The organism is uncultured Parasphingopyxis sp., assembly GCF_937129435.1.
GTDB lineage: Bacteria > Pseudomonadota > Alphaproteobacteria > Sphingomonadales > Sphingomonadaceae > Parasphingopyxis.
In genome coordinates this window covers 1-21,910 of the sequence record NZ_CAKZNF010000086.1, presented here as the reverse complement: position 1 = coordinate 21,910, position 21,910 = coordinate 1, and the positions used below count along the sequence as shown (strand labels likewise).

Genomic DNA, 21,910 nt, shown 5'->3' with positions numbered 1-21,910 from the left:
GCGGACGCCCCTCCTGATATAATTTGCACTTACTGGTTCGTCGGAAAAGAAATACCAACCCGTCCCGCGGCGCACGAAGACATCATCCGAACCGGCAAAGCGATCACGATCGAAACCGTGTCGCAAAGCGCCTTTGAATTCGTCGCTGTCGAGAGGAATCGCGTCCTCGGGGTAGCGGTCGGCTTGATCAATGAAGCAAAGCCGCTCGGCACCCCCATTCTTATACCACTTGACCAGATCGAAGATATTGGACGGTGTGTAGCCGACACTCTCGTCGTCATAGCGTCTGGGAAGCCTTGTCCACAGCATAAAAAGCTGGCCATCGACCTGCTCCATGAAGCGCCAGGCGTACATCATCGCCTTGATGCGGGCGATCAGCCTGTCGCTGCGCCCGACAAACAGTTTTGGCCGCTTTCCAGAGCCGGTTTGTGCCATCAAAATCTTCCGGAGTTGCAACGAAATGAGTGCTTAGCACTAGTGATGCGCGGGGTTGACCGCAACCGTTGTGATGCACTGCACAAAACTGATTTTCCTGTCTCCAATCCGTTGCTTCGTGTGATCTGTCCGTCGCGCCGCGCGAATGATAGGACAGCCCGGTATGAAGCGCCGTTTTCTCGTCCTCGCGATGCTGATCGCCGCCGCCGCATGCGGGCAGGGCGAAGAGACCGGCCCTGTCCTTATCGCCGCCATCGGCGAGCAGCCGGATCTTGCCGATCCCGACCGCGTCCCGCCCGACGACAATGCCGCTATGCTTCTCCAGGCCACGGCTCAGGGGCTTGTCAGGCTCGATCCGCAGGGGGAGATCGAGGCGGGTCTTGCTGCGCGGTGGACCGTGCTCGACGAAGGGCGGACCTATATCTTTCGGATCGACGATATCGAATGGCCCGATGGGACGGCGGTGACCGCCGGTGAAGTCGCACGGCGGCTTCGCAATGCAACGCGTGCAGGAAGCGGCAATCGGCTCGCGCCGCTGCTCTCCGATATCGAGGAAATCAACGCGGTGACGCCGTTCGTCATCGAGCTCGTGCTGCGCCGGCCGCGCACCGACCTTCTCCGTCTGCTGGCCCAGCCCGAAATGGCCTTTTGGACCACCGAAGGCGGAGTGGGGCCGCTCGCGCCGTTGTCCGATGATCGCGACGGCATCGATCTGGTTCGTTACGGCACCTCAGCCGACCCCGAGGTGAGCGCCGTCCGGCCCCTCGTGGAGCTCGAATACGCCCCGCCGGCCATGGCGGTGGCGCTGTTCGAACTCGGCCGGGTCGATCTGGTCGCGGGCGGCGGCTGGACAACCTTGCCCTATGCCGAGGCGATCCGGCCCGACGCGGCGCAACTGCAGATCGACCCGGTGGAAGGGCTGTTCGGCCTGCAGGTCGTCGAGTTCGACGGGTTTCTCGCCGAACCGGAGAATCGCCGGGTGCTGGCGCTGGCGATCGACCGGCAACGGCTGGCGGCCATGCTCGACAGACCGGAAGCCGAGCCGCGCTCGCTGATCATCGCGCCGTCCGCGCAAGGTGTCGGCCCCTATCAGATGCCCGGCTGGATCGAGGCGGACATGGATCGCCGCAGGGCCTTCGCACGGACTGCCATAGCGTCATGGGAGGACGCGAACGGCGAAATTCCGCCCCTGCGCATCGCGTTGCCCGACGAAGCGGGAAGCCGCCCGATCTTTGCCGTCATCGCGACAGATTGGGGAGCGATTGGCCTCGATGTCGAACGCGTGCCTTTCGACGGCGATGCCGATCTCCGCCTTGTCGACCGGGTCGCGGCGACCGATCGCGGGACATGGTATTTCAACGTCTTTCGTTGCGATGCGAACCCGGCGTGCAGCGAGGAATATGAAGCCGCGCTCGATCTGTTCGCGGAAAACGAAACGCCCGGCGTCGGCGTACTGGCCACGGCGAAGGCGGCGCGCGCCTTGCAGGATTCGATGCCCTTCATCCCGCTGCTGCGGCCGATCCGCTGGTGGCTCGTTTCGTCGCGGCTGACGGGGTTCGAGACCAACGCCTATGCCTCCCATCCGCTGGACCAGTTGATCGCCGCGTCTGGCGATTGAGCTGTATCATCTCCATATAACGGGAACCGAGCGGTGTTACGCCGGTTGATAGAGTGATTGGAGCGCAGAACATGGCCCTGAACCAGCAGCATCTGGACCGGATTGCCGGCCAATTCCCGGAAATCGGCCGCGATCCCGCGTCCGTGCGCCAGCGCATCCAGGCGATGGAACAGCTGCTCGAACGCAGCTTCACCATGCCGGTCATCAATCGCAAATTTGGCCTCGATTTCCTGCTCGGTCTGGTCCCGGTGGTTGGCGATGTCATTGCCGCCGCAATGGGGACCTATCTCGTCTGGGAAGCGCGCAATCTCGGCATGCCGAAATGGAAGATCGCCCGGATGATGGGCAATGTCGGCTTCGATACGCTGATCGGGGCGGTGCCCTTTGTCGGCGACGCGGCGGACTTCTTCTTCCGCTCCAACACGCGCAATCTCAGGATCATCAAGAAGCATCTCGACAAGCATCACCCGTCCACGGTGACGGTCGAGGGGAGCGCGAGGCGTTAGCTTGTTAGAATTTTCCTGACGGAAAATCGCCGCACCAGCGAGGTTCTGACAGAATCAGCTCCCGCCGCGCCAGATTTGCATGCGGGTTCGGTTGTGCGAACCGCGCATATGGGCGGGACAGCGTCGCGGCCGGAAATTGCGACCGAGACATAGCCGCACTTCTTCGAGCCAGCCGCGTTCGTTCACTTCCACCGTAAACATCGACGGATCGACGCCGCGATTGCGCGCCGCGAACGCGCTGGAGAATTGCCCGACCGTGAGCGGACGGCGCGACAGCGCATTCATGTCCGGGTAGCGCAATGCACGATACATGATCGCCCCGGCGCGCAGATAGCGGCCCGGATCGCGCGTGGCGCACGTGCCGTGCCGCGCCCATTCGCGCTGGATCAGGCTTACCGACGGCGTCACACACAGATGCTGGCGAACGAGGCTGCGCGGCAGAGGCCTTGCTGGCCGGCACCATTGCGGCCATTGTCGGCCCCGGCCTTCGGGCCACAGGCCGTGAAGAATGAAACCAAACCGCCCTGCGCCGCCGTTGCGAACGCCACCACACTGCAACCGGTGGTTCGGCTCGCGCCGCCGTGTCCGGCAGAATTCGGGCGACCAGCTCAGCGCCAGCGTATAGCCGTCTATGGGCAGAACCCGCCGTTCTCCGGCAGGTACCGATATCTGTCGCGGCGCTTCGATACGGTCGGGCACCCGGCATTGTTCGGCCTGCGCGTGTGCCGCCGCCGTCCCAAAAAGAGTCAGACCAAGCGCGGCGGGGAAGGCCGCCCGACGCCTCATTCGCTTTTGAAATCGAGACCGATATCGGCGGCGGGGGCGGATTGGGTCAGCCGCCCGACCGAAAGATAATCGACGCCGGTTTCGGCCTTCTTCCGGATGGTTTCGAGGGTGATACCGCCCGAGGCTTCGGTCTTCGCCCGGCCGTCGATCACCGCCACCGCTTCACGCAGCATTTCGGGCGTGAAATTGTCGAGCAGCAGGTGGTTCGCGCCCTCGGACAAAGCGGGTTCGATCTGGTCGATCCGGTCGACCTCGACGATGATCGTCTCGACCCCCGACGATACGGCGCGGCGTACGGCTTCCTCGATCCCGCCGGCGACCGCGACATGGTTGTCCTTGACCATCGCCGCATCCCACAAGCCCATGCGGTGGTTCTGCCCGCCGCCCATGCGGACCGCGTATTTCTCGATGACCCTGAGGCCGGGGATCGTCTTGCGCGTGTCGAGCAGCGTTGCCCCCGTTCCCTCGATCTTCGCGACATATTCGCGCGTCATCGTTGCGATACCCGACAGGTGCTGGACGGTGTTGAGCGCCGAGCGTTCGGCCGTGAGCATCGCCCGGGCATTGCCGCGAATGTGGAGAAGGTCGGTGCCCGATTCGACGGCCGTTCCGTCCTCGATCAGCCGCTCGATCGCGCAATCGGGATCGAGATGTCGGAAAAACGCTTCGGCGATCGGCAGCCCGGCAACGGTGATCGCGTCGCGGCTGTCCATGACACCGCGAAAGCGCGCATCGGCCGGAATCACCGCCTCGGATGTCACATCGCCACGCGGGCCCAGGTCTTCGGCCAGCGTCATCTCGACAAACGCGGTGACATCGAAGCCGTCGAGCGTGAACGTCATGGGGTGGTTCTTTCCGTCATTGCGAGGAGCCGAAGGCGACGCAGCAATCCAGGGCCGCAAAGAGAAGCGCCTATGGCCCTGGATTGCTTCGCTTCGCTCGCAATGACGTTTTCCGGTGTCACTCCCCGTCTTCCAGCTCGCGATTGAGGAAAGCGAGAAGCAACGCGGCGCGCATCGCGTCCTCGGCCCGGTCGGCGCCGACCGAATGGCCGCCCTCGATCGCCTCGCGATAGTAGAAGGTCTGGCCGAACGCCTGATGCTTCGCCGCCATCTTGCGCGCATGGCCGGGATGGACGCGGTCGTCGAGCGTCGAGAGATAGTAGAAGGTGGCGGGGTAGCCATCGACATCGGTCAGGTTCTGATAGGGCGACCAGTCCTGCATGAACGCCCAGTCCTCGGCGATATCGGGATTGCCGTACTCGTCCATCCAGCTCGCGCCGGCGAGGAGCTGCGAATAGCGGCGCATGTCGTCGAGCGGCGAGCCGGAAATGACGGCGCCGTAAAGATCGGGCCGCTGGTTCGCCGATGCGCCGACAAGGACGCCGCCGTTCGAACGTCCTGAAATCCCGATCTGCCCGGCCGTCGTGATGCCGCGCGCGATCAGGTCTTCGGCGACGGCGTGAAAATCGTCGAAGGAGCGCTGCCGGTTCTCGCGCAGTGCCGCCTCGTGCCAGGCCGGGCCATATTCGCCGCCGCCTCGGATATTGGCGAGGACATAGGCATTGCCCTCCTCGACCCAGAAGAGCCCGAGCGGGCCCGAGCGATAGGGCTGGTGCGTCAGATAGGTCGGGGTCTGCGCAGCGCGGAAGCCGCCATAGCCGTGCATCAGCGTCGGCACCGGGCCTTCGCGATCACGCGGCGCGACGAGGAAATAGGGCACCTGCGTCCCGTCGGCCGAGGTCGCGAAATGCTGCTCGACGATCATGTTCGAAGCATCGAACTGCGCCGGGAGCGACTGGATGTCGCGGGCCGTGCCGTCCTCGCTGACAGCGTACAGCGTCGGCGGCGTCAGCATCCCCTCGACGGTGGCGAAGGCGACCGTGTCGCCCGTTTCCACGATATGCACGGTGGCATTGTCGGCGAGGTCGATTGCGGTCTGTGACCATCCATCGGCGGTGCGGCGCAACGCAAAGAGGCGCCCCGATACGTCGTCGAGCGCCTTCACCCAGAGCACGTTCTCGGTCGCGGCGACTTCCTCGATCGCCTGGCTCTCGCTCGGCGCCATGACGAGCGACGGGGCAGGGGTCTCGCCCGCCGCAATGGCGTCGAGATCGTAGGCGACGATCGCGCCGCGCGGGAAGGTTGTGCCGCCCGCTTCGAGGTCTTCGTTGAGCAGGACGATCAGCTGGCCGTCGAACACGTCATGCACATCGGCGGTGTCGGGCTTGGGCACGGGATGGAGGGTGCCGTCCTCGCCGTAGAGCATGACATCGCCGGTCCAGAAGGTCTTGCCGCGATTCACAAAGACACGCCGCGTGTCGCCATCCATCATCGCAAAGCCACCCGCGCTGATCTCTTCGACGCCGCCTTCGAAGATCGTCCGGGCTTCGGTCAATGGCGTTCCACGCTCCCAGACCTTGACGAGGCGCGGATAGCCCGAGGTCGTCATCGTCCCTTCGCCGAAATCGGTCGCGACGAGCAGCGTGTCGGCGTCGACCCAAGTCGCGCCGCCCTTCGATTCGGGAATGAAGAAGCCGTTTTCGACGAATTCGCCCGTGCCGATATCGAATTCGCGCGTCACATCGGCGTCCGAACCGCCGGGGCTCAGGCTGACAAGGCAGCGCTGATAGTCCGGCGCGAGGCAGTTGGCGCCGTGCCAGACCCAGCTCTCGCCTTCGGCCTCGCCCAGCGCGCCGACATCGATCAGAATGCGCCATTCGGGATCGCCGGCCAGAAAGGCCTCGCGAGAGGTGATCCGCCACAGCCCGCGCGGGTGATCGCCGTCGATCCAGAAATTGGTGATCATGTCGTCCTGCACCTGGTCGGGCTCGGCGATCTGGTTCTGATCGTTGAGCAGCGCGAGCGCGCGGGCGCGATGTTCCTCGAAGCCGAGCGTCGCGGCGAGGTCTTCCTCGGTGCGTTCGTTCCAGGTGCGGACCTGTTCGAGCGCGCGTTCGCCCTGGATCTCCTCGAGCCAGAGATAGGGGTCTTCCGCCGCCTGCGCGAAGGCAAGGGCGGGCGCGGCGATGAGAAGAACGGCGAGAACGGATTTACGCAAGACAGGTCTCCCAGATAGCGGATGCAAGGCTAGCAAAGCATCGACGCCATGGCGACGGCCTAATCGCGCATGTCGAGGATGGTGCGTTCGAATTCCTTGAGCCGGTCTTCGAGTTCGATCAGCGACGGGCCCTTGAGGGTCTTGCGTGCCTGTTCGACGAGCAGCCTGCCCTCGTCGAGAAGGCGCTGCCGCCGCTCGCCATTGGTGCAGCCGAGCGAGGCGCTGTAAAGCGCGTCGATGAATTTCTTCGATGCCATGGCGCTGCCCGCGGCCGATGCGCGGATGCCGCCGAAACCGCGCTGCACGAAATGGCCGAAATCGTCGTTGAGCGGTTTGACGCGCTCGCGGTCGTAGGTCTCCTGCTCGGGCCCGCGGTCGAGATCGCGATTGCCGAGCTCGGCCATTCCCGCCGCGAGCCAGTGCATGCAGGTGATCGCGGTGAAGGGGTCGTTGATCCCCGGCGACAGCGCCCGCAGCGCGATCTCCACGATCTCGTCGAACAGAAATTCCAGATCCTGAGTCGGCGTCCGCATTCCGCCGACGCTGAAGCATTTGCGGATATCGTCGCACAGGTCGTCATCGGGTTCGCGGCCCGAAATCTCGGCGAGTGGTACGCCGAGATGGACGAAATCGCCGGTGCGCTGGCGCAGCCCGATCGTGCAGCCCCGATCCTTCGCGATCTCGTCGAGATTCTCGAAATCGATGATCTGGATATAGCCCGAAAAATCGGCGCGAACGGGCGTGCCCTCGTCGCGTTCCGACGGTTCCTCGTCGCCGCGTTCGTTGGGGAAGCGATAGCGGATCTGTTCGAGCATCCGCCGCCCGATCCCCTTGAGCACGGTGTTGATGCGAATGCTGTCGGGAATGTGGTGAAGGAAGAAGACGAGCACGGCGATGGCGATCATCACCATGACGGTCGCGACGAGCAGTGAAAGCTGTGGCGTGAAGCCGGGCAGGGCGGTCGCGCCCGCGTCGATCGCATCGCTCGGTTGTTCGTCCTCGCTCCGCACCACGCGCAGCACGAGCACGGCATAGACGAAGGTGGCGATGAAGGTGCCCAGCGAGAGCTGGTTGCCCTTGTCCTGCATGAAGTTGGTGAGCAGGCGGGGCCCGTAATTGCCGCTGGCATAGGCGACGGCGGCGATGGTGATCGAAAAGACCGTCGATGCGACGCCGATCATCGATCCGGCGATGACGGTCAGCACGGTCCGAGCGCCTTCGGGGCGGCTGGCGTGCAGCCAGCTGATTTCGTTCAGCCATTCGGCAAAGCCGTTGCGATCGAGATAGACGGTGAAAAAGGCGAGCGCGGCCGCCGCCAGCGAAAAGATTGCCGGATAGAACCAGTAGCTGGCATTGACCGAAAGCCAGAAGGAGCGGAGCCGGGCAATCATCGGGCGGCGGTTTCGGGTCTGGCTCGCATACAAGGCTCCGATTGGGCTGAGCCTGTCGAAGCCCTGCCTTTCTGCTTGCGTTCTAAAGAGAAAAGCAGCCCTTCGACAAGCTCAGGGCAAACGGTGAAACCTAGTCTCCCGTCACCTCGGGCGCGCCGATGTCTCCCATGCCGACGGTCCCGCTGGCCATGGCGAGCATCCGGTCGAGACTCTTTTTGGCCTGCACGCGCACTTCCTCGTCAAGCTCGATCTGCGGCTTCAGATCGCGGAGCGAGGTGTAGAGCTTCTCCATCGTGTTCAGCGCCATATACGGGCAGATATTGCAGTTGCAGTTGCCGTCCGCGCCCGGCGCGCCGATGAACGTCACCTCGGGCAGCGCCTTTTCCATCTGGTGCATGATGTGCGGCTCGGTGGCGACGATCACGGTGTCGCTCTCGGTTGCCTTCGCCTCGGCGAGGATAGAACTGGTCGATCCGATATGATCGGCATGGTCGAGGATCGCCGCCGGGCATTCCGGATGCGCGAGCACAGGCGCGCCGGGATGCTGCGCCTTGAGCTTGAGCAGTTCCTTCTCGCTGAACGCCTCGTGGACGATGCACACGCCCGGCCATAGCAGCATGTCACGCCCCGTCTTGCGGGCGAGATAGCCGCCCAGATGCTTGTCGGGCGCGAAGATGATCTTCTGGTCCTCGGGGATCTGGCTGAGGATCTTTTCCGCGGAAGACGAGGTCACAATGATGTCGGAGAGCGCCTTCACCTCGGCGGAGCAGTTGATGTAGGTCAGCGCGATATGATCGGGATGTTCCTCGCGGAACGCCCTGAACTTGTCGGGCGGGCACGAATCTTCGAGGCTGCACCCGGCGTCCATGTCGGGCAGGATCACCGTCTTTTCCGGCGACAGGATCTTCGCCGTTTCCGCCATGAAGCGCACGCCGCAAAAGGCGATCACATCGGCATCGGTGTCCGCCGCCTTGCGCGACAGATCGAGGCTGTCACCGACGAAATCGGCGATGTCCTGGATGTCGGGCGTTTGGTAGTAATGGGCGAGGATCACCGCATTGCGCTCCTTGCGCAGCCGGTCGATCTCTTCCCTGAGGTCGAGTCCTGCCAGGCTTCCGCCAATACCGCCGCGTGCGTCCATGATGATCGTCTCCCTTCGTTTCCGCCCATATAGGAAGGAACGCCCGGCATCGCCAATCGCTATGATGACAGAGGTTTTTCGCCTAACACCGAACCCGTGGGAGGATCATCATGACCGACACCGGCACGACTTCGCCATTCACCCGGACCTTCGAGACGCCGAACCTCGAGGATATGCAGCATTGGACCGGCGTGATGGGCCGGGCGCAGCAACTCATTCTAGAGCACATGTCGCGCCAGATGGTGCGCGCGGGCGAGGACGGGCAGGAACAGCTGGGCCGGATGACGCCCGAAATCATGGCCAACCCCGCCTCGGCCTTTCCGCAATGGTCGTTCGATCCCGAACGTCTGGCCGAACAGCAGGCCGATTTCTGGCAGCAGAGCCTGGCGCTCTGGTCGCGCTTTCTCGGGCAATCGGCAGGCGACAGCGAGGAGGGCGAGGAGAAGCCCGACCGCCGCTTCGCCGCGCACCAGTGGCACGACCATCCGATGTTCGACATGATCCGCCGCGCCTATCTGCTCGTCGCCGATCAGATGATGGCGAGCATCGATGCGATCGAAGGACTGGCGCCGAAGCAGAAGGAGCAGGTCCGCTTCATGACCCGCCAGCTCGTCGACGCGATGAGCCCGAGCAATTTCGCGCTGACCAACCCCGAGGCGCTGGAAAAGGTGATCGAAACGCGCGGCGAGAGCATGCTCAAGGGGCTCGAGCATATGCTGTCCGATATGGCGAAGGGGCAGCTGACCCATGTCGATCCCGGCGCCTTCACGCTGGGCGAGAATATCGCCACGACGCCGGGCAAGGTGATCAAGGAGACGACGCTCTACCAGTTGATCCAGTACAAGCCGGCGACGAAGCAGGTGCACGAAATTCCGCTCGTCATCTTCCCGCCCTGGATCAACCGCTTCTACATCCTCGACCTCAACGAGAAGAAGAGCTTCGTGCGCTGGGCGGTGGAGCAGGGGTTCTCCGTCTTCATGGTGTCATGGAAATCCGCCGACGAGACGATGATCAACGTGTCGCAGGACGACTATTGCCTTGCCCAGGTCGATGCGATCGACACGATGCGCGATTTGCTCGATGTGCCGTCGGTCAACACCATCGGCTATTGCGTAGCGGGTACGACGCTGGCGATGACGCTCGCCTATCTCGCTGCCAGGGGCGAGGCGGACAAGGTGGAGAGCGCGACCTTCTTCACCGCCCAGGTCGATTTCACCGAACCCGGCGACCTCAACCTGCTGATCGACGACGGCATGGACAAGCTGATCGAACAATTGGGCGGGCAGACCGGCTATCTCGACGGGCGCTATATGGCGACGACGTTCAACATGCTGCGCCAGCGCGACCTGATCTGGAACTATGTCGTCAACAACTATCTGCTCGGCGAGGATTATCCGGCGTTCGACCTGTTGCACTGGAACGGCGACACGACCAACCTGCCGTCCAAGTGGCACCTCAAATATCTGCGCGACCTTTATCGGGACAACAAGCTGGTCGAGCCGGGCACGCTGAAGGTTGCAGGCGTGCCGATCGATCTCGGCAAGGTCGAAACGCCGGCCTATATCCAGGCGGGGCGCGAGGACCATATCGCGCCGGCACCGAGCGTGTGGAAGATCACCGACCAGTTTTCCGGGCCGATGCGATTCGTGCTGGCCGGGTCCGGTCATATCGCCGGGGTCATCAACCCGCCGTCGAGCGGCAAATACCAATATTGGACCAATGAGGACGAAGCCGACTCGCTGGACGAATTCGTCGCCGGTGCGACCGAGACGCCGGGCAGCTGGTGGCCCGATTGGCAGGCCTGGCTGGCCGAACGGTCCGGCGGCATGGTCGATGCCAAAAAGGCGCGCAAGCCCGGCAAGGGCAAGCTGGAAGCGATCGAGGATGCGCCGGGCCGCTATGTTGCGACCCGTTGATATGCTGCAAAAGCATATTATCTTCCGTTGGACGCAGTAGAACCCGCAGAAAACAGCGAATGTGACGTTTTTGTGCAATGCACAAAAAATGCTTGCAATCCGCAGCGCGAATCGCTATTGTGCAACGCAGCATAAACGATGAGGCCCATGAGAATCGGCAAAGCCGACCATAGCCTCGTGAAAGGACGAACCAGAATGGCAAGCAAAGCAAAGCCGGCGGCCAAGAAAGCCGCCAGCACGACGAAAACGACGACCAAAAAGACTGCGGACAAGGTCGAGACCACGATGACCAAGGCCGCCGACAAAGCGAAGGAATATGTCAAAATGACCAACGAAAAGATGGAAAACTTCATGGCCGACGCCCAGACGCGTGCCAAGGAAGCCGCCGACAAGGCGATGTCGATGGCCAGCGATACGGTCGAGTTCCACAAGGCGAACCTCGAAGCCATGGTCGAAAGCGGCAAGATCACCGCCAAGGGCATGCAGGATCTCGGTAAGCAGAATGCCGAATTCGCCCGCGAGAATTTCGAAGCCGTCACTGCCTCGATGCAGGACATCGCTTCGCTCAAGTCGCCGCGCGACTATTTCGAGATGCAGAATGAGAAGGGCCGTGCCGCATTCGACACGCTCGTCTCGCAGGCCTCGAAGAACACCGAGACCTTCATGAAGCTCGCCAGCGACGCCTTCCAGCCGCTGTCGGCCCGCATGACGGCCGCGATGGAAACGGTCAAAAAGGCCGCGTAACGCGTCACGCGTTCAGCAAGACAGGGAAGGGCCGCTCCGGCAACGGGGCGGCCCTTTTTTTTGTGCGCTACAAGAAGCTGTACGGATCGATATCGACGGTCACGCGCACCGTGCGCGGCCATTCGATTTTTTCCAGCCATTCGCGGATGACGCCCTGTACGTCGAGCGCGCGGCGGGCGTGGACGAGGATGCGCTGGCGGTGGCGGCCGCGCAGCATCGCGAGCGGGGCGGGGGCGGGGCCGAGGACGAGCATGCCGTCGATCTCCGGCGCGGCGGTGCCGATATTGCGCGCGGCCTCGATCGCCTGGCCTTCGTCTTCGGACGAGATCACGATCCCTGCATAGCGGCCGAAGGGCGGGGCACCGGCGATGCGCCGGGCGTCCGTCTCGGCGGCGTAGAAGCTCTCGGCATCGCCCGAAACGAGCGCCTCGATCACCGGCGCCGAGGGCTGGTGCGTCTGGATGAGGACGCGGCCCGGCTTGTCGCCGCGCCCGGCCCGGCCCGATACCTGCGTGATCTGCTGAAAGGTGCGTTCGGCGGCGCGCAGGTCGCCGCCCTTCAGGCCGAGATCGGCATCGACCACACCGACCAGCGTCAGGTTCGGGAAGTGGTAGCCCTTGGTCACGAGCTGCGTGCCGACAACGATGTCGATGTCGCCCGCTTCCATCCGCGCGACGAATTCGCCCGCCTTGGCCGGCGACCAGATCGTGTCGGACGTGACGACGGCGATCTTCGCCTCGGGAAACAGCGATGCGGCCTCGTCCGCGATCCGCTCGACCCCCGGCCCGCAGGCGACGAGGCTGTCATCGGCCTCGCATTCGGGGCAGTGATCCGGCGGCGGCATGACATGGCCGCAATGATGGCAGGCAAGCCTGTGCAACAGCCGATGCTCGACCATCCACGCCGTGCAGTTCGGGCATTCGAATCGGTGTCCGCAGGTCCGGCACAGCGTCAGCGGCGCGAAACCGCGGCGGTTGAGGAAGAGCAGCGCCTGTTCCTTACGGTCGAGCGTCTCCTCGATCGCCTGGACCAGCGGCGGCGAGAGCCAGTGACCGCGCGGGGGCGGATCGCGGAGCATGTCGACCGTCTCGAGTGTCGGCATCTCGGCGGCGCCGTAGCGGGCAGGGAGGGTGACCTCGTCGTAGCGGCCGATCTCGACCATCTGCTTGGTTTCGAGCGCCGGAGTCGCCGATGCGAGCACCACGGGGAAGTTCTCGAAATTGCCACGCATCACGGCGACGTCACGGGCGTGGTACATCACGCCCTCCTCCTGTTTGTACGTGTTTTCATGGGCTTCGTCGACGATGATGAGGCCCAGTCTCGCATAGGGAAGGAACAGCGAGGAGCGCGCGCCGACCGTCACCGCCGCCTCTCCCTTGGCGATCGCCCGCCACGCCCGCCGCCGTTCGGACTGGCGCATCCCCGAATGCCAGGTTACCGGCTCGCACCCGAAACGCGCGGTAAAGCGGTTGAGAAACGGCTCGGTCAGCGCGATTTCGGGCAGCATGATCAGCACCTGGCGCCCCATCCGCAGCGCCTCCGCCACCGCCTCGAAATAGACCTCGGTCTTGCCCGACCCGGTGACACCATCGAGCAACATCGGCGTAAATTTCCGCACCTTTACCGCGTCGACGAGCCGCTCCGCCGCCGCCCGCTGTCCCGCCTCGAGCGCGGGCGGTGCGAAGCCGAGATCGGGATCGGGGAAGGGCGCGTCGAGCGACACTTCGACCGGCTCCAGCGCCCCCGCCTTGACCAGCCCGCGCACCACCGCGTCGGACACCTCGCCGATTTCGGAAAGCTCGCGGATCGTGCCCTGTTCGTCGCCGATCAGGTCGAGCGCCTGTTCGCGCTTCGGCGTCATCCGCTCGGGCATCCCGCCGCTCGCGCGATATTCGGTCACCGTCTTTTCGCCCGAATAGCCGCTGGTCGAAGAGAGCGCCATCCGCAGCACGGCCGAGACGGGGCTGAGATAATAGTCGGCCACCCACTCGATCAGCCGCCGCATGGAAGGCTTGAGCGGCGGCGCGTCGTAAACGGAAAGGATCGGCCGCAGCTTCGCCGCATCCACCGTCGCCGCCTCCAGCCGCCCTTCGTCCCAGACCACCCCGGTAATCTGCCGCGGCCCCAGCGGAATCCGCACGATCGCCCCCGGCCCGACCGCCATCCCGTCCGGCACGCTGTAATCGAGCGGCCCGAGCGCGGCGTTGAGGGTCAGGACACGGACGCGGGTCATGCGCGCGATGATAGGGCGCGGCGCGGCGGGGGGAAGGGGCGAGGCGGCGTCCCCATGACGTACGCCCGTCAAGTGCGGCCGGCAGGATCGTTTCGCGTATCGATCATCCCAGCACACGCTCGCGGAAATATTGCTGCGCCTCGGCGGCCGGCCGCCGCTCCTGCATCAACCATAGCAACCGCGCCCCTGCCGTGATCGGGTCGTCGATGCTGCGCGTCACCGGATCGCTGCAGCTCTCGTCGAGCGTCGGCAGAAGGTCGCCATGCGAATGGTGCCGCTCCATCGCGCGATGGACAACGACCGGCCGGCATATGATCCGCGATTCGATTGGCGTGGCTTCCTCGCCTCGCTGCGTATGGCCCTGTGCAAAGCTGTCATGGACGAGATGCAGCAGGGCACCGCGCGCCGCGCTTCGCATTTCGCGCCGCGCCTCATCGCCATGCGTCGTCCGGCAGCCGCCGAACGGATAGGAGCAATGCCGGGTGAACAGGGTGGCGACCGTCCATTCGTCATTCCCCTCGCGCGCATCGCCATCGCCGCAGGACTGAAATCCGGCCAGCAGCGCGGCGCTTGCCGGTCCGCCGCGCGATTCGAAATAGCCGCAGAAGTCGTCGTCATGGGGCACGCGGCCCAGGGCGGCGTCGAAGACGAAACCCACCCAATCGAGGATCGCAGCCTGGGTCTCGGCCGTGCTCTCATCGGGACGCGAGCGCATGGCCTGCACGAACAGCAACTGGCCGTGATGCACGCTGCAAAGCAATCCGACGCGGTCGATCCCGCTTCTTTCGCGAACCCGGCCGTTGCAGGACAGGAAGACGAGGCCGAAGCGGATGATTCCCGCGCCGTGGAGCATCCGGTCGGGGTCGTCCGGCCAGCGCGAAGCCATCGAGGTCGCGTAGACCGGGCTCCGATAATCGAGCGATGCGAAATGGGCGAGATGTTCAGCGAAATAGCCGCTGCAATCATAAGGTTCGGCGCCGCCATATTGATCGAGACACTCTTCGGCCAAAGCCGTCAGCGCTTCGTGGATCGGCATTCTCGGCGAAATTTCATAGGCGCGGAGCGGCGCCGTAGCGGCAATCAGAAAGCCGAGCGCGGCGGCCGCGCGCAGGATCGTGCGGCGGATCGAAACTGTCATCATTACCCCCAACCTCATCGGTCCATTCCCATCCACACAATATCGCTTTCCCGCGCAAGGTGATTGACCGAGATCAAGCGCGAACGGGCATCGGCACCGGACCAGCCTCTCCCCCACCCAGCCTCCCACTGAGTGTATCCTTGATGGGAGGCCGGGTGGGGGAGAGGCTGGTCCGGCGACCTCGCGTTAGCGAGGTCTGACAATCAATGTGAGTCGCGGACTCATCGCGTCGCCGAAACCGATGTATCCCTTGTGGCGACTCGCAACCCGACAGGACCCGCCCCATGAAATTCTTCGCCGATACCGCCGATGTCGATGCCATCAAGGAGCTTGCCGAAACCGGGCTTGTCGACGGTGTGACGACCAATCCCTCGCTGATCCACAAATCGGGCCGCGACATATTGGAGGTGACCAAGGAGATTTGCGGGATCGTCGATGGGCCGGTGTCTGCCGAGGTCGTCGCGACCGAACATGACGCGATGATGGCCGAGGCGGAGGTGCTGCGGAAGATCGCCGATAATATCGCGATCAAGGTGCCGCTGACGGTCGACGGCCTCAAGACTTGCAAGAAGCTGACCGGCGACGGGACGATGGTCAACGTGACCCTGTGTTTCACGGCGAACCAGGCGCTGCTGGCGGGGAAGGCGGGGGCGAGCTTCATCTCGCCGTTCGTCGGGCGGCACGACGATATTGGCTATGACGGGATGAACCTGATCTCCGACATCCGGATGATCTACGACAATTACGATTTTCCGACCGAGATCCTTGTCGCGAGCGTGCGCCACCCGATCCACATCCTGGAGAGCGCGAAGATCGGTGCCGATGTCGCGACGATGCCGCCCGATGTTATTTTGAAGCTGTTCAATCATCCGCTGACGAAGAGCGGGCTGGATGCGTTTCTCGCCGATTGGGAGAAGACGGGGCAGTCGATCGGGTGATGCGGAAATCCTCCCCCACCGGGGGGAGGGGAACCATGCGCAGCATGGTGGAGGGGCACCTGCCACATCAGGGTTTCGCTAATGTGGCAGGTGCCCCTCCGCCGCCTTCGGCGGTCCCCCTCCCCGTGCCGGGGAGGAACTAGAGCTTCAACTCCCTCTGGATCGTCTTCCGCGTCGTCTTGCCATAGGGCGGCTTGAAGCCGGCGAGTTTGGCGACGTCTATCTTTGGCTGGCTGTACACGCTCTTGGCGTGGCTGAATGTCTTGAAGCCTTCATGGCCGGTATAGGCGCCCATGCCCGACGGGCCGACGCCGCCGAAGGGCAGCTCCTCCATCGCGATGTGGAAGATCACGTCGTTGACGGTCGCGCCGCCCGAGATCGTCCGCGAGAGCACCCTGGTTTCCTCGGCGCCGTCGCTGCCGAAATAATAGAGGCCGAGCGGGCGATCGTGCGCGTTGACGTAATCGATGGCCTCGTCGACCGACTTGTAGGTCTTGATCGGCAGGACCGGGCCGAAGATCTCTTCCTGCATCACCTTCATGTCGTCGGTCGGGTTGCGGACGATGGTGAGTGGCATCTTGCGCTTGTTCGAGGCGGAAAAGTCCTCATTGCCGGGATTGATCTCGACGAGTTCGGCGCCTTTGTCGCGCGCATCGGCGAGCAGGCCCTGCAGCCGCTCGTAATGCCGATCGTTGACGATCGAGGTATAGTCGTCGTTCGCGTCGAGGCTCGGATATTGTTCGGCAACCGCGGCGTGGAAGCCCTCGACCAGCGCGGCCTCCTTGTCCTGCGGCACCATCATGTAATCGGGCGCGAGGCAGATCTGTCCGGCGTTCATCATCTTGCCCATCGCGACGCGGCTGGTGGTGCGTTCGATGTCGGCGCTCTCGCCGACAATGACGGGCGATTTACCGCCGAGTTCGAGCGTGACCGGGGTCAGATTGTCCGCGGCGGCGTGGAGGATGTGGCTGCCGACCGCGGTCGCGCCGGTGAAGAGCAGATGGTCGAAGGGCAGGGCGCTGAACGCCTGGCCGACCTCTGGTCCGCCGTTGAAGACGATCACTTCTTCCGGCGCGAATGCCTCGGCGATCAGCCGCTCGACGAGCGCGCTGGTGACGGGCGTGTATTCGCTCATCTTGATCATCGCGCGGTTGCCTGCGGCGAGGACGTCGGCGAGCGGGCTGAAGGTGAGCTGCACGGGGAAGTTCCAGGGCGCGATGATGCCGATGACGCCCTTTGGCTGATATTCGATCCGTGCCTTGGCGCCGAACAGGCCGAGCGGAAAGCGCGTCTTGCGCTTCTCCGGCTTAATCCAATTGTCGACATGCTTGCGCGCATATTTGATCTCACCGAGCGCCGAGGTGAGGTCGGTCATCATCGATTGCTCGCGCGAGCGATGCCCGAAATCCTCGCTCATCGCGTCGCACAGCGCATCGACGTTCTCGACGAGCAGCTTGCCGGCGCGTGTCAGCCGGTCCTTGCGGATTTCCGCCGACACGGGAAGTTCGGCCGTAAAGGCGGTGCGCTGCTTTTCGAGCGCGGCGCGCATGGTTTCCTGACTCACGATCTGCGGGTCGGCGTCGGACATGGCAAGCGATCCTCTCTGTTGCGATTTGCAACGGGTTTAGCGGATCGCCGGGTTTTAGGCGAGTCGGGGCGTTACATGTTCACCCCTCCCCTTCAGCGGAGGGGCAGGGGGTGAGGGCTCTCCGCTTGGCTCCACGCTCGCTTCCGCTCGCTCTGTCCCCACCCCTATCCCCTCCCCTGAAGGGGAGGGGTTTATGTGGTTGCAAACCGGTCCGTCTCCCGGATCAGCGCGTCGCGGATGCCGGGCTCGCTGACCGCATGCCCGGCGGCCTCGACGAGGTGAAAATTGGCTTCGGGCCAGGCCTTGTGCAGCTTCCACGCCCCGGCGGCGGTGCAGGGCATGTCGTAGCGGCCATGGACGATGGCGCCGGGAATGCCGTGCAGCTTGCCCGCATCGCGCATCAACTGGCCGTCCTTGAGCCAGCCGAGATTCATGAAATAATGCGTTTCGATCCGGGCGAAGGCGAGGGCGAAATGGCCGTCGCTGAACTTGGCGGCGAAATCGTCGTCGGGCGGCCGCAGCGTGATCGTCTCGCCCTCCCAAATCGACCAGCGCTTCGCCGCCTCAAGCTTCGCCTCTTCATCATCGCCGGTCAGGATGCGGTGATAGGCGGTGAGGACGTCCTTGCGCTCCTCCGCGCTGAGCGGCGCGATCAGCTTTTCGTATTTTTCCGGGTGCATCTCGGACACGCCGAACTGGTAATACCAGTCGAGCTCCGGTTTGGTCATCGTCCAGATGCCGCGCAGGATCAGCGCGCTGGCGCGGTCGGGATGCGTTTCGGCATAGGTGAGAGAGAGCGTCGAGCCCCAGGAGCCGCCGAAGACCAGCCATTTCTCCGCGCCGACGAGTTCGCGCAGTCGCTCGATATCGGCGACAAGGTGCCAGGTCGTGTTGGCCTCGAGCTCGGCATGCGGCGTCGAGCGGCCGCAGCCGCGCTGGTCGAACAGCAGCAGGTCGTAGGCCTCGGGGTCGAAATAGCGCCGGTCGTCCGGCGAACAGCCGCCGCCCGGCCCGCCATGGACGTAGACGGCGGGCCTGCCGCCCGGCGTCCCGACGCGCTCATAATAGATGCTGTGGCCGTCGCCGACATCGAGCATGCCGGTCTCATAGGGTTCGATGGGCGGATAGAGGGGGTGAAGGTCTGTCATGACCGTGTTGCACCACGCCGGGACGCGCGCCGCAAGGGGGACGCCAAACCCTCTCCCGGAGGGAGAGGGATACCGAGTTCTTGGCGAGGTACGAGCCTAGAACGAGTTGGGTGAGGGGTTCGCGCGCCTCGATAGGGCGGAACCCCTCATCCAACTCCGCCTAATTTCGCCTGCGGCTCAATAAGGCTCCTTATCCTTCTCCCCATGGGAGAAGGTTTGCTTGGCGGCGGCCCTTCGCTACAGCCCGCACCATGACCGATGACATCCTCACCTTCACCGAAGGCAAAGCCGGGCGGATCCGGCTCAACCGGCCCAAGGCCATCCACGCGCTGACCACCGACATGTGCGAGGCGATCACCGAACAGCTGATCGCATGGCGCGACGACCCGTCGGTCGAGGCGATCCTGATCGATCATGCGGAAGGGCGCGGCTTTTGCGCGGGTGGCGATATCCGGATGCTGGCTGACAGCGGCGCGAAGGACGGGGTCGAGGCGCGCGAATTCTTCCACACCGAGTACCGGATGAACCATCTGCTGTTCACTTATATGAAGCCGCTGGTCGCCTTCATGGATGGGATCACCATGGGCGGCGGCGTCGGCCTGTCGCAGCCCTGCCAATACCGGATCGCGACCGAGAATACGCGCTTCGCCATGCCGGAAACCGGCATCGGGCTTTTCCCGGACGTGGGCGCGGGCTGGTATCTGTCGCGGCTGCCCGGGCGGACGGGGCAATTCCTGGTGCTGACCGGCGCACGGCTCGATGGGGCGGAGTGCAGGGCGCTGGGGCTGGCGACGCATTATGTCGAGAGCGACAAGCTGGAGGCGCTGAAGGATGCGATCGCCGCCGATCCGCAATCGATCGACACGCTGCTTACCGAGGCCGAGAGCGAAGCGCCCGACGCGCGCATCCTCGCCAATCGCGAAGCCATCGACACGCTGTTCGCCCCCGATCGCTATGAGGACATCCTCGCCGCACTGGAGGCCGATGGCGGCGAATGGGCGAAGAAGGAGCTGGAAACGCTGTCGGGCAAGTCGCCGCAGACCTGCAAGGTGGCGCTGGAGCTGTTGCGCCAGGGCGCGCGGCACAAGGATTTCGCGCAGGAAATGAGGGTCGAATATCGCGTCGCCAGCCATGTCGTGCAGCGGCACGATTTTCTCGAAGGCGTGCGCGCAGTGATCGTCGACAAGGACAATGCGCCGCAATGGAATCCGGCGACGCCCGAAAGCGTGACCGAGGGGCTGATAACCGACATCTTCGCGCCGCTGTCGGTGGACGAGGAATGGACGCCGTTGAGGTGATTTGGCTGCGGCCCAAAGTTTCTTCTCGTCATTGCGAGGAGCCGAAGGCGACGAAGCAATCCAGAGCCGCGAGTATTGCGCTGCTTGGCTCTGGATTGCTTCGCTACGCTCGCAATGACGGTGTTTCAGACCAAGCCGGTCTTGCATTTTGTAGAGGCCCGAGCTCCTGGGAAGGCAGGAGCCAGAGCCGCGAAAATTACGGCTTGCCGCTCTGGAATCCAGCCTTTGCCGGAGTACTTCTCGGTGTCCGACGGCTCTGCTCTTCAACCTCCCCTTAACCATATTCAATTAATGGCTTTTCCCATGGGGACGGTCATCGATTTCGAGAGCGGCGCGGTTGCGCGATTGCAGCGGCGGATCGCCGAGACGGAAGCCGAGCGGGCAGACCTGCTCGCTTTTGGCCAGGGTCACTGGACCGCGACGCGCTCGGTGCACGAGGCGGTGCTCGCCGTCATTGCCAGCGAACATTTCGATTCGCTGCTGCGGATCGTGACGGAGAAGTGGCCCGCCATTCTCGGCTGCGACGCCGTGGCGCTGGCCTTTGTGTCCGGCAAGACCGGTTTTCGCGCGGACGACAGCGGCATGCACGGGGTCGAGGCGCGGCTCGTCGAGAGCCTCTATGCCGAACGCCATCACACCGTGCTGCGCAGCGTCGATGCCGGCCATCCGCTCTTCGGGCCGCGCGCGGCCGACCTTCATGCCGAGGCGATCATTCCGCTGCATGAGACCGGAACGCTGCAATCGGGCCTGCTCCTTCTCGGCCAATGGCAGGGCGAGGCCGAGGCGACGCCGCAGGGCACCGAACTGCTCGACTTTCTCGGCGACTCGCTTGCCGCTATGATCGGGCGATGGCTGCCGCGCTGAACCCTGACGACCACCCGGCCTGCGCCCTTGCGGGCGAATGGGCCGACCATCTCCGCCGCGATCGCCGCCGCTCCCCGCACACCGTCCGCGCCTACACCGCGATCGCGCACCGGCTGATCGCCTTTCTCGGCGCCCATCGCGGCGAGGCGGTGACCGAAACGGTATTGCGATCGATCGACGCTGCCGAATTGCGGGCCTTCCTCGCCCATCGCCGGACGCAGGGCCTCTCCAATCGTTCGGCTGCACGCGAACTTTCGGGCGTTCGCGACTTCCTTGCCTTTGCGGCGGGAGACGATGGCGAAGAGGTCGCTATCCCGAATGTGCGCGGCCCCAAGGTCAAACCGGGCGTTCCGCGCCCCATCGCGCCCGACGAGGCTGTTGCGCTCGCCGAAGATGTCGCCGCGCAGGCCGACGAACCCTGGGTCGCCGCGCGCGACTGGGCGATATTGCTGCTGCTCTACGGATCGGGCCTGCGCGTCAGCGAGGCGCTGGGGATCACCGGGAGGGCGCTGCCGCTCGGCGAGACGCTGTCCGTCACCGGCAAGCGCGACAAGACCCGGATCGTACCGCTGCTGCCCAAGGTGCGCGCCGCGATCGAGGATTATGTCCGGCTCTGCCCGCATCCCATGGCGCCCGACACGCTTATCTTCCGCGGCAAGCGCGGCGGCTCGCTCGGCAGCGACGTGGTGCGCCGGGCTGTGCGCGGCGCGCGCGTGCGATTGGGCCTGTCGGGCCGGACGACACCGCACGCGCTGCGCCATAGCTTCGCCACGCACTTGCTTGCGCGCGGCGCCGACCTGCGCGCGCTGCAGGAACTGCTGGGCCATGCCAGCCTGAGTTCGACGCAGGTTTATACGGCGGTGGATGCGGCGCACCTGCTCGACGTGTACCGCCACGCGCATCCTAGGGCGTGAGTATGGAACCTTATCCCCATGGGAGAAGGGTTGGACTATTTCGAAGGTTTCCATGTGACAACGCGATAAAGATACCCCGCCACCAGCAGGCCCAGGATCACGTTCGACACCGGGTTCAGCCAGCCGCCGACACGGTCGTAGCTCTCGCCGAGATGATAGCCGGCCATCGCCAGCGCGGTCGTCCAACTCAGC

18 protein-coding genes are annotated in these 21,910 nt (G+C 64.3%); 8 read left to right on the top strand and 10 right to left on the bottom strand.

Annotated elements, in window-relative coordinates; all coding sequences use genetic code 11:
* On the bottom strand, nucleotides 1-435 hold a 435-nt coding region (locus Q0139_RS13685), incomplete at its 3' end, for a hypothetical protein (RefSeq protein ID WP_298023127.1).
* A gap of 163 nt (nucleotides 436-598) precedes the next feature.
* Here Q0139_RS13685 and Q0139_RS13680 point away from each other — a divergent pair.
* Complete coding sequence (locus Q0139_RS13680) at nucleotides 599-2,053, top strand: ABC transporter substrate-binding protein (protein ID WP_298023124.1); 1,455 nt, start codon at nucleotides 599-601, stop codon at nucleotides 2,051-2,053.
* Between the two features lie 71 nt (nucleotides 2,054-2,124).
* Nucleotides 2,125-2,559: a DUF4112 domain-containing protein gene (locus tag Q0139_RS13675; protein ID WP_298023121.1), complete on the top strand. Its 435-nt coding sequence runs from the start codon at nucleotides 2,125-2,127 to the stop codon at nucleotides 2,557-2,559.
* A 54-nt stretch (nucleotides 2,560-2,613) separates the two neighbouring features.
* On the opposite strand, the gene Q0139_RS13670 is transcribed toward Q0139_RS13675, so the two are convergent.
* The 5 genes from Q0139_RS13670 to nadA form a co-directional block, all read right to left on the bottom strand.
* Entirely contained in the window at nucleotides 2,614-3,258 is a 645-nt protein-coding gene (locus tag Q0139_RS13670; protein WP_298023119.1) for a ribonuclease T, read from the bottom strand.
* An 83-nt stretch (nucleotides 3,259-3,341) separates the two neighbouring features.
* Nucleotides 3,342-4,187 carry a carboxylating nicotinate-nucleotide diphosphorylase gene (gene nadC, locus Q0139_RS13665; protein WP_298023116.1) on the bottom strand — a complete coding sequence of 282 codons (846 nt, stop codon included), beginning with the start codon at nucleotides 4,185-4,187 and terminating at the stop codon, nucleotides 3,342-3,344.
* Between the two features lie 118 nt (nucleotides 4,188-4,305).
* Complete coding sequence (locus tag Q0139_RS13660; protein ID WP_298023113.1) at nucleotides 4,306-6,405, bottom strand: prolyl oligopeptidase family serine peptidase; 2,100 nt, start codon at nucleotides 6,403-6,405, stop codon at nucleotides 4,306-4,308.
* A gap of 59 nt (nucleotides 6,406-6,464) precedes the next feature.
* Nucleotides 6,465-7,796 (bottom strand): DUF2254 domain-containing protein, encoded by a 1,332-nt coding sequence (locus tag Q0139_RS13655; RefSeq protein ID WP_298023110.1) that lies wholly within the window; start codon nucleotides 7,794-7,796, stop codon nucleotides 6,465-6,467.
* A 130-nt stretch (nucleotides 7,797-7,926) separates the two neighbouring features.
* Complete coding sequence (nadA, locus tag Q0139_RS13650; protein ID WP_298023107.1) at nucleotides 7,927-8,937, bottom strand: quinolinate synthase NadA; 1,011 nt, start codon at nucleotides 8,935-8,937, stop codon at nucleotides 7,927-7,929.
* A 110-nt stretch (nucleotides 8,938-9,047) separates the two neighbouring features.
* Between nadA and Q0139_RS13645 the strand changes: the two genes are divergently transcribed.
* A complete protein-coding gene (locus Q0139_RS13645; protein WP_298023104.1) occupies nucleotides 9,048-10,853 on the top strand; it encodes a class I poly(R)-hydroxyalkanoic acid synthase in 1,806 nt (601 codons plus the stop codon).
* Nucleotides 10,854-11,048: 195 nt separating this feature from the next.
* Nucleotides 11,049-11,597, top strand: coding sequence for a phasin family protein (locus Q0139_RS13640; RefSeq protein WP_298023101.1), 549 nt, complete (start codon nucleotides 11,049-11,051; stop codon nucleotides 11,595-11,597).
* A gap of 67 nt (nucleotides 11,598-11,664) precedes the next feature.
* Here Q0139_RS13640 and Q0139_RS13635 read toward each other — a convergent pair whose 3' ends face one another.
* Nucleotides 11,665-13,830, bottom strand: coding sequence for a primosomal protein N' (locus tag Q0139_RS13635; protein WP_298023098.1), 2,166 nt, complete (start codon nucleotides 13,828-13,830; stop codon nucleotides 11,665-11,667).
* 103 nt (nucleotides 13,831-13,933) lie between these two features.
* The gene (locus Q0139_RS13630) at nucleotides 13,934-14,971 is read right to left on the bottom strand and encodes a hypothetical protein (protein WP_298023094.1); all 1,038 of its coding nucleotides are present in this window, start codon (nucleotides 14,969-14,971) and stop codon (nucleotides 13,934-13,936) included.
* Between the two features lie 281 nt (nucleotides 14,972-15,252).
* Here Q0139_RS13630 and fsa point away from each other — a divergent pair, with 281 nt between their 5' ends.
* Entirely contained in the window at nucleotides 15,253-15,906 is a 654-nt protein-coding gene (gene fsa / locus Q0139_RS13625) for a fructose-6-phosphate aldolase (RefSeq protein ID WP_298023092.1), read from the top strand.
* Nucleotides 15,907-16,045: 139 nt separating this feature from the next.
* On the opposite strand, the gene Q0139_RS13620 is transcribed toward fsa, so the two are convergent.
* A complete protein-coding gene (locus Q0139_RS13620; RefSeq protein WP_298023089.1) occupies nucleotides 16,046-17,494 on the bottom strand; it encodes a coniferyl aldehyde dehydrogenase in 1,449 nt (482 codons plus the stop codon).
* A gap of 191 nt (nucleotides 17,495-17,685) precedes the next feature.
* Nucleotides 17,686-18,642, bottom strand: a complete 957-nt coding sequence (pip, locus tag Q0139_RS13615; RefSeq protein ID WP_298023086.1) for a prolyl aminopeptidase — start codon at nucleotides 18,640-18,642, stop codon at nucleotides 17,686-17,688.
* A gap of 251 nt (nucleotides 18,643-18,893) precedes the next feature.
* Here pip and Q0139_RS13610 point away from each other — a divergent pair, with 251 nt between their 5' ends.
* From Q0139_RS13610 to Q0139_RS13600, 3 genes are all read left to right on the top strand, one after another.
* Entirely contained in the window at nucleotides 18,894-19,940 is a 1,047-nt protein-coding gene (locus tag Q0139_RS13610; RefSeq protein WP_298023082.1) for an enoyl-CoA hydratase/isomerase family protein, read from the top strand.
* A gap of 303 nt (nucleotides 19,941-20,243) precedes the next feature.
* Nucleotides 20,244-20,804, top strand: coding sequence for a DUF484 family protein (locus Q0139_RS13605; protein WP_298023079.1), 561 nt, complete (start codon nucleotides 20,244-20,246; stop codon nucleotides 20,802-20,804).
* Nucleotides 20,789-21,718 carry a tyrosine recombinase XerC gene (locus Q0139_RS13600; protein ID WP_298023076.1) on the top strand — a complete coding sequence of 310 codons (930 nt, stop codon included), beginning with the start codon at nucleotides 20,789-20,791 and terminating at the stop codon, nucleotides 21,716-21,718. Before Q0139_RS13605 ends, Q0139_RS13600 begins: the two co-directional genes overlap by 16 nt.
* Nucleotides 21,719-21,910: the final 192 nt, after the last annotated feature.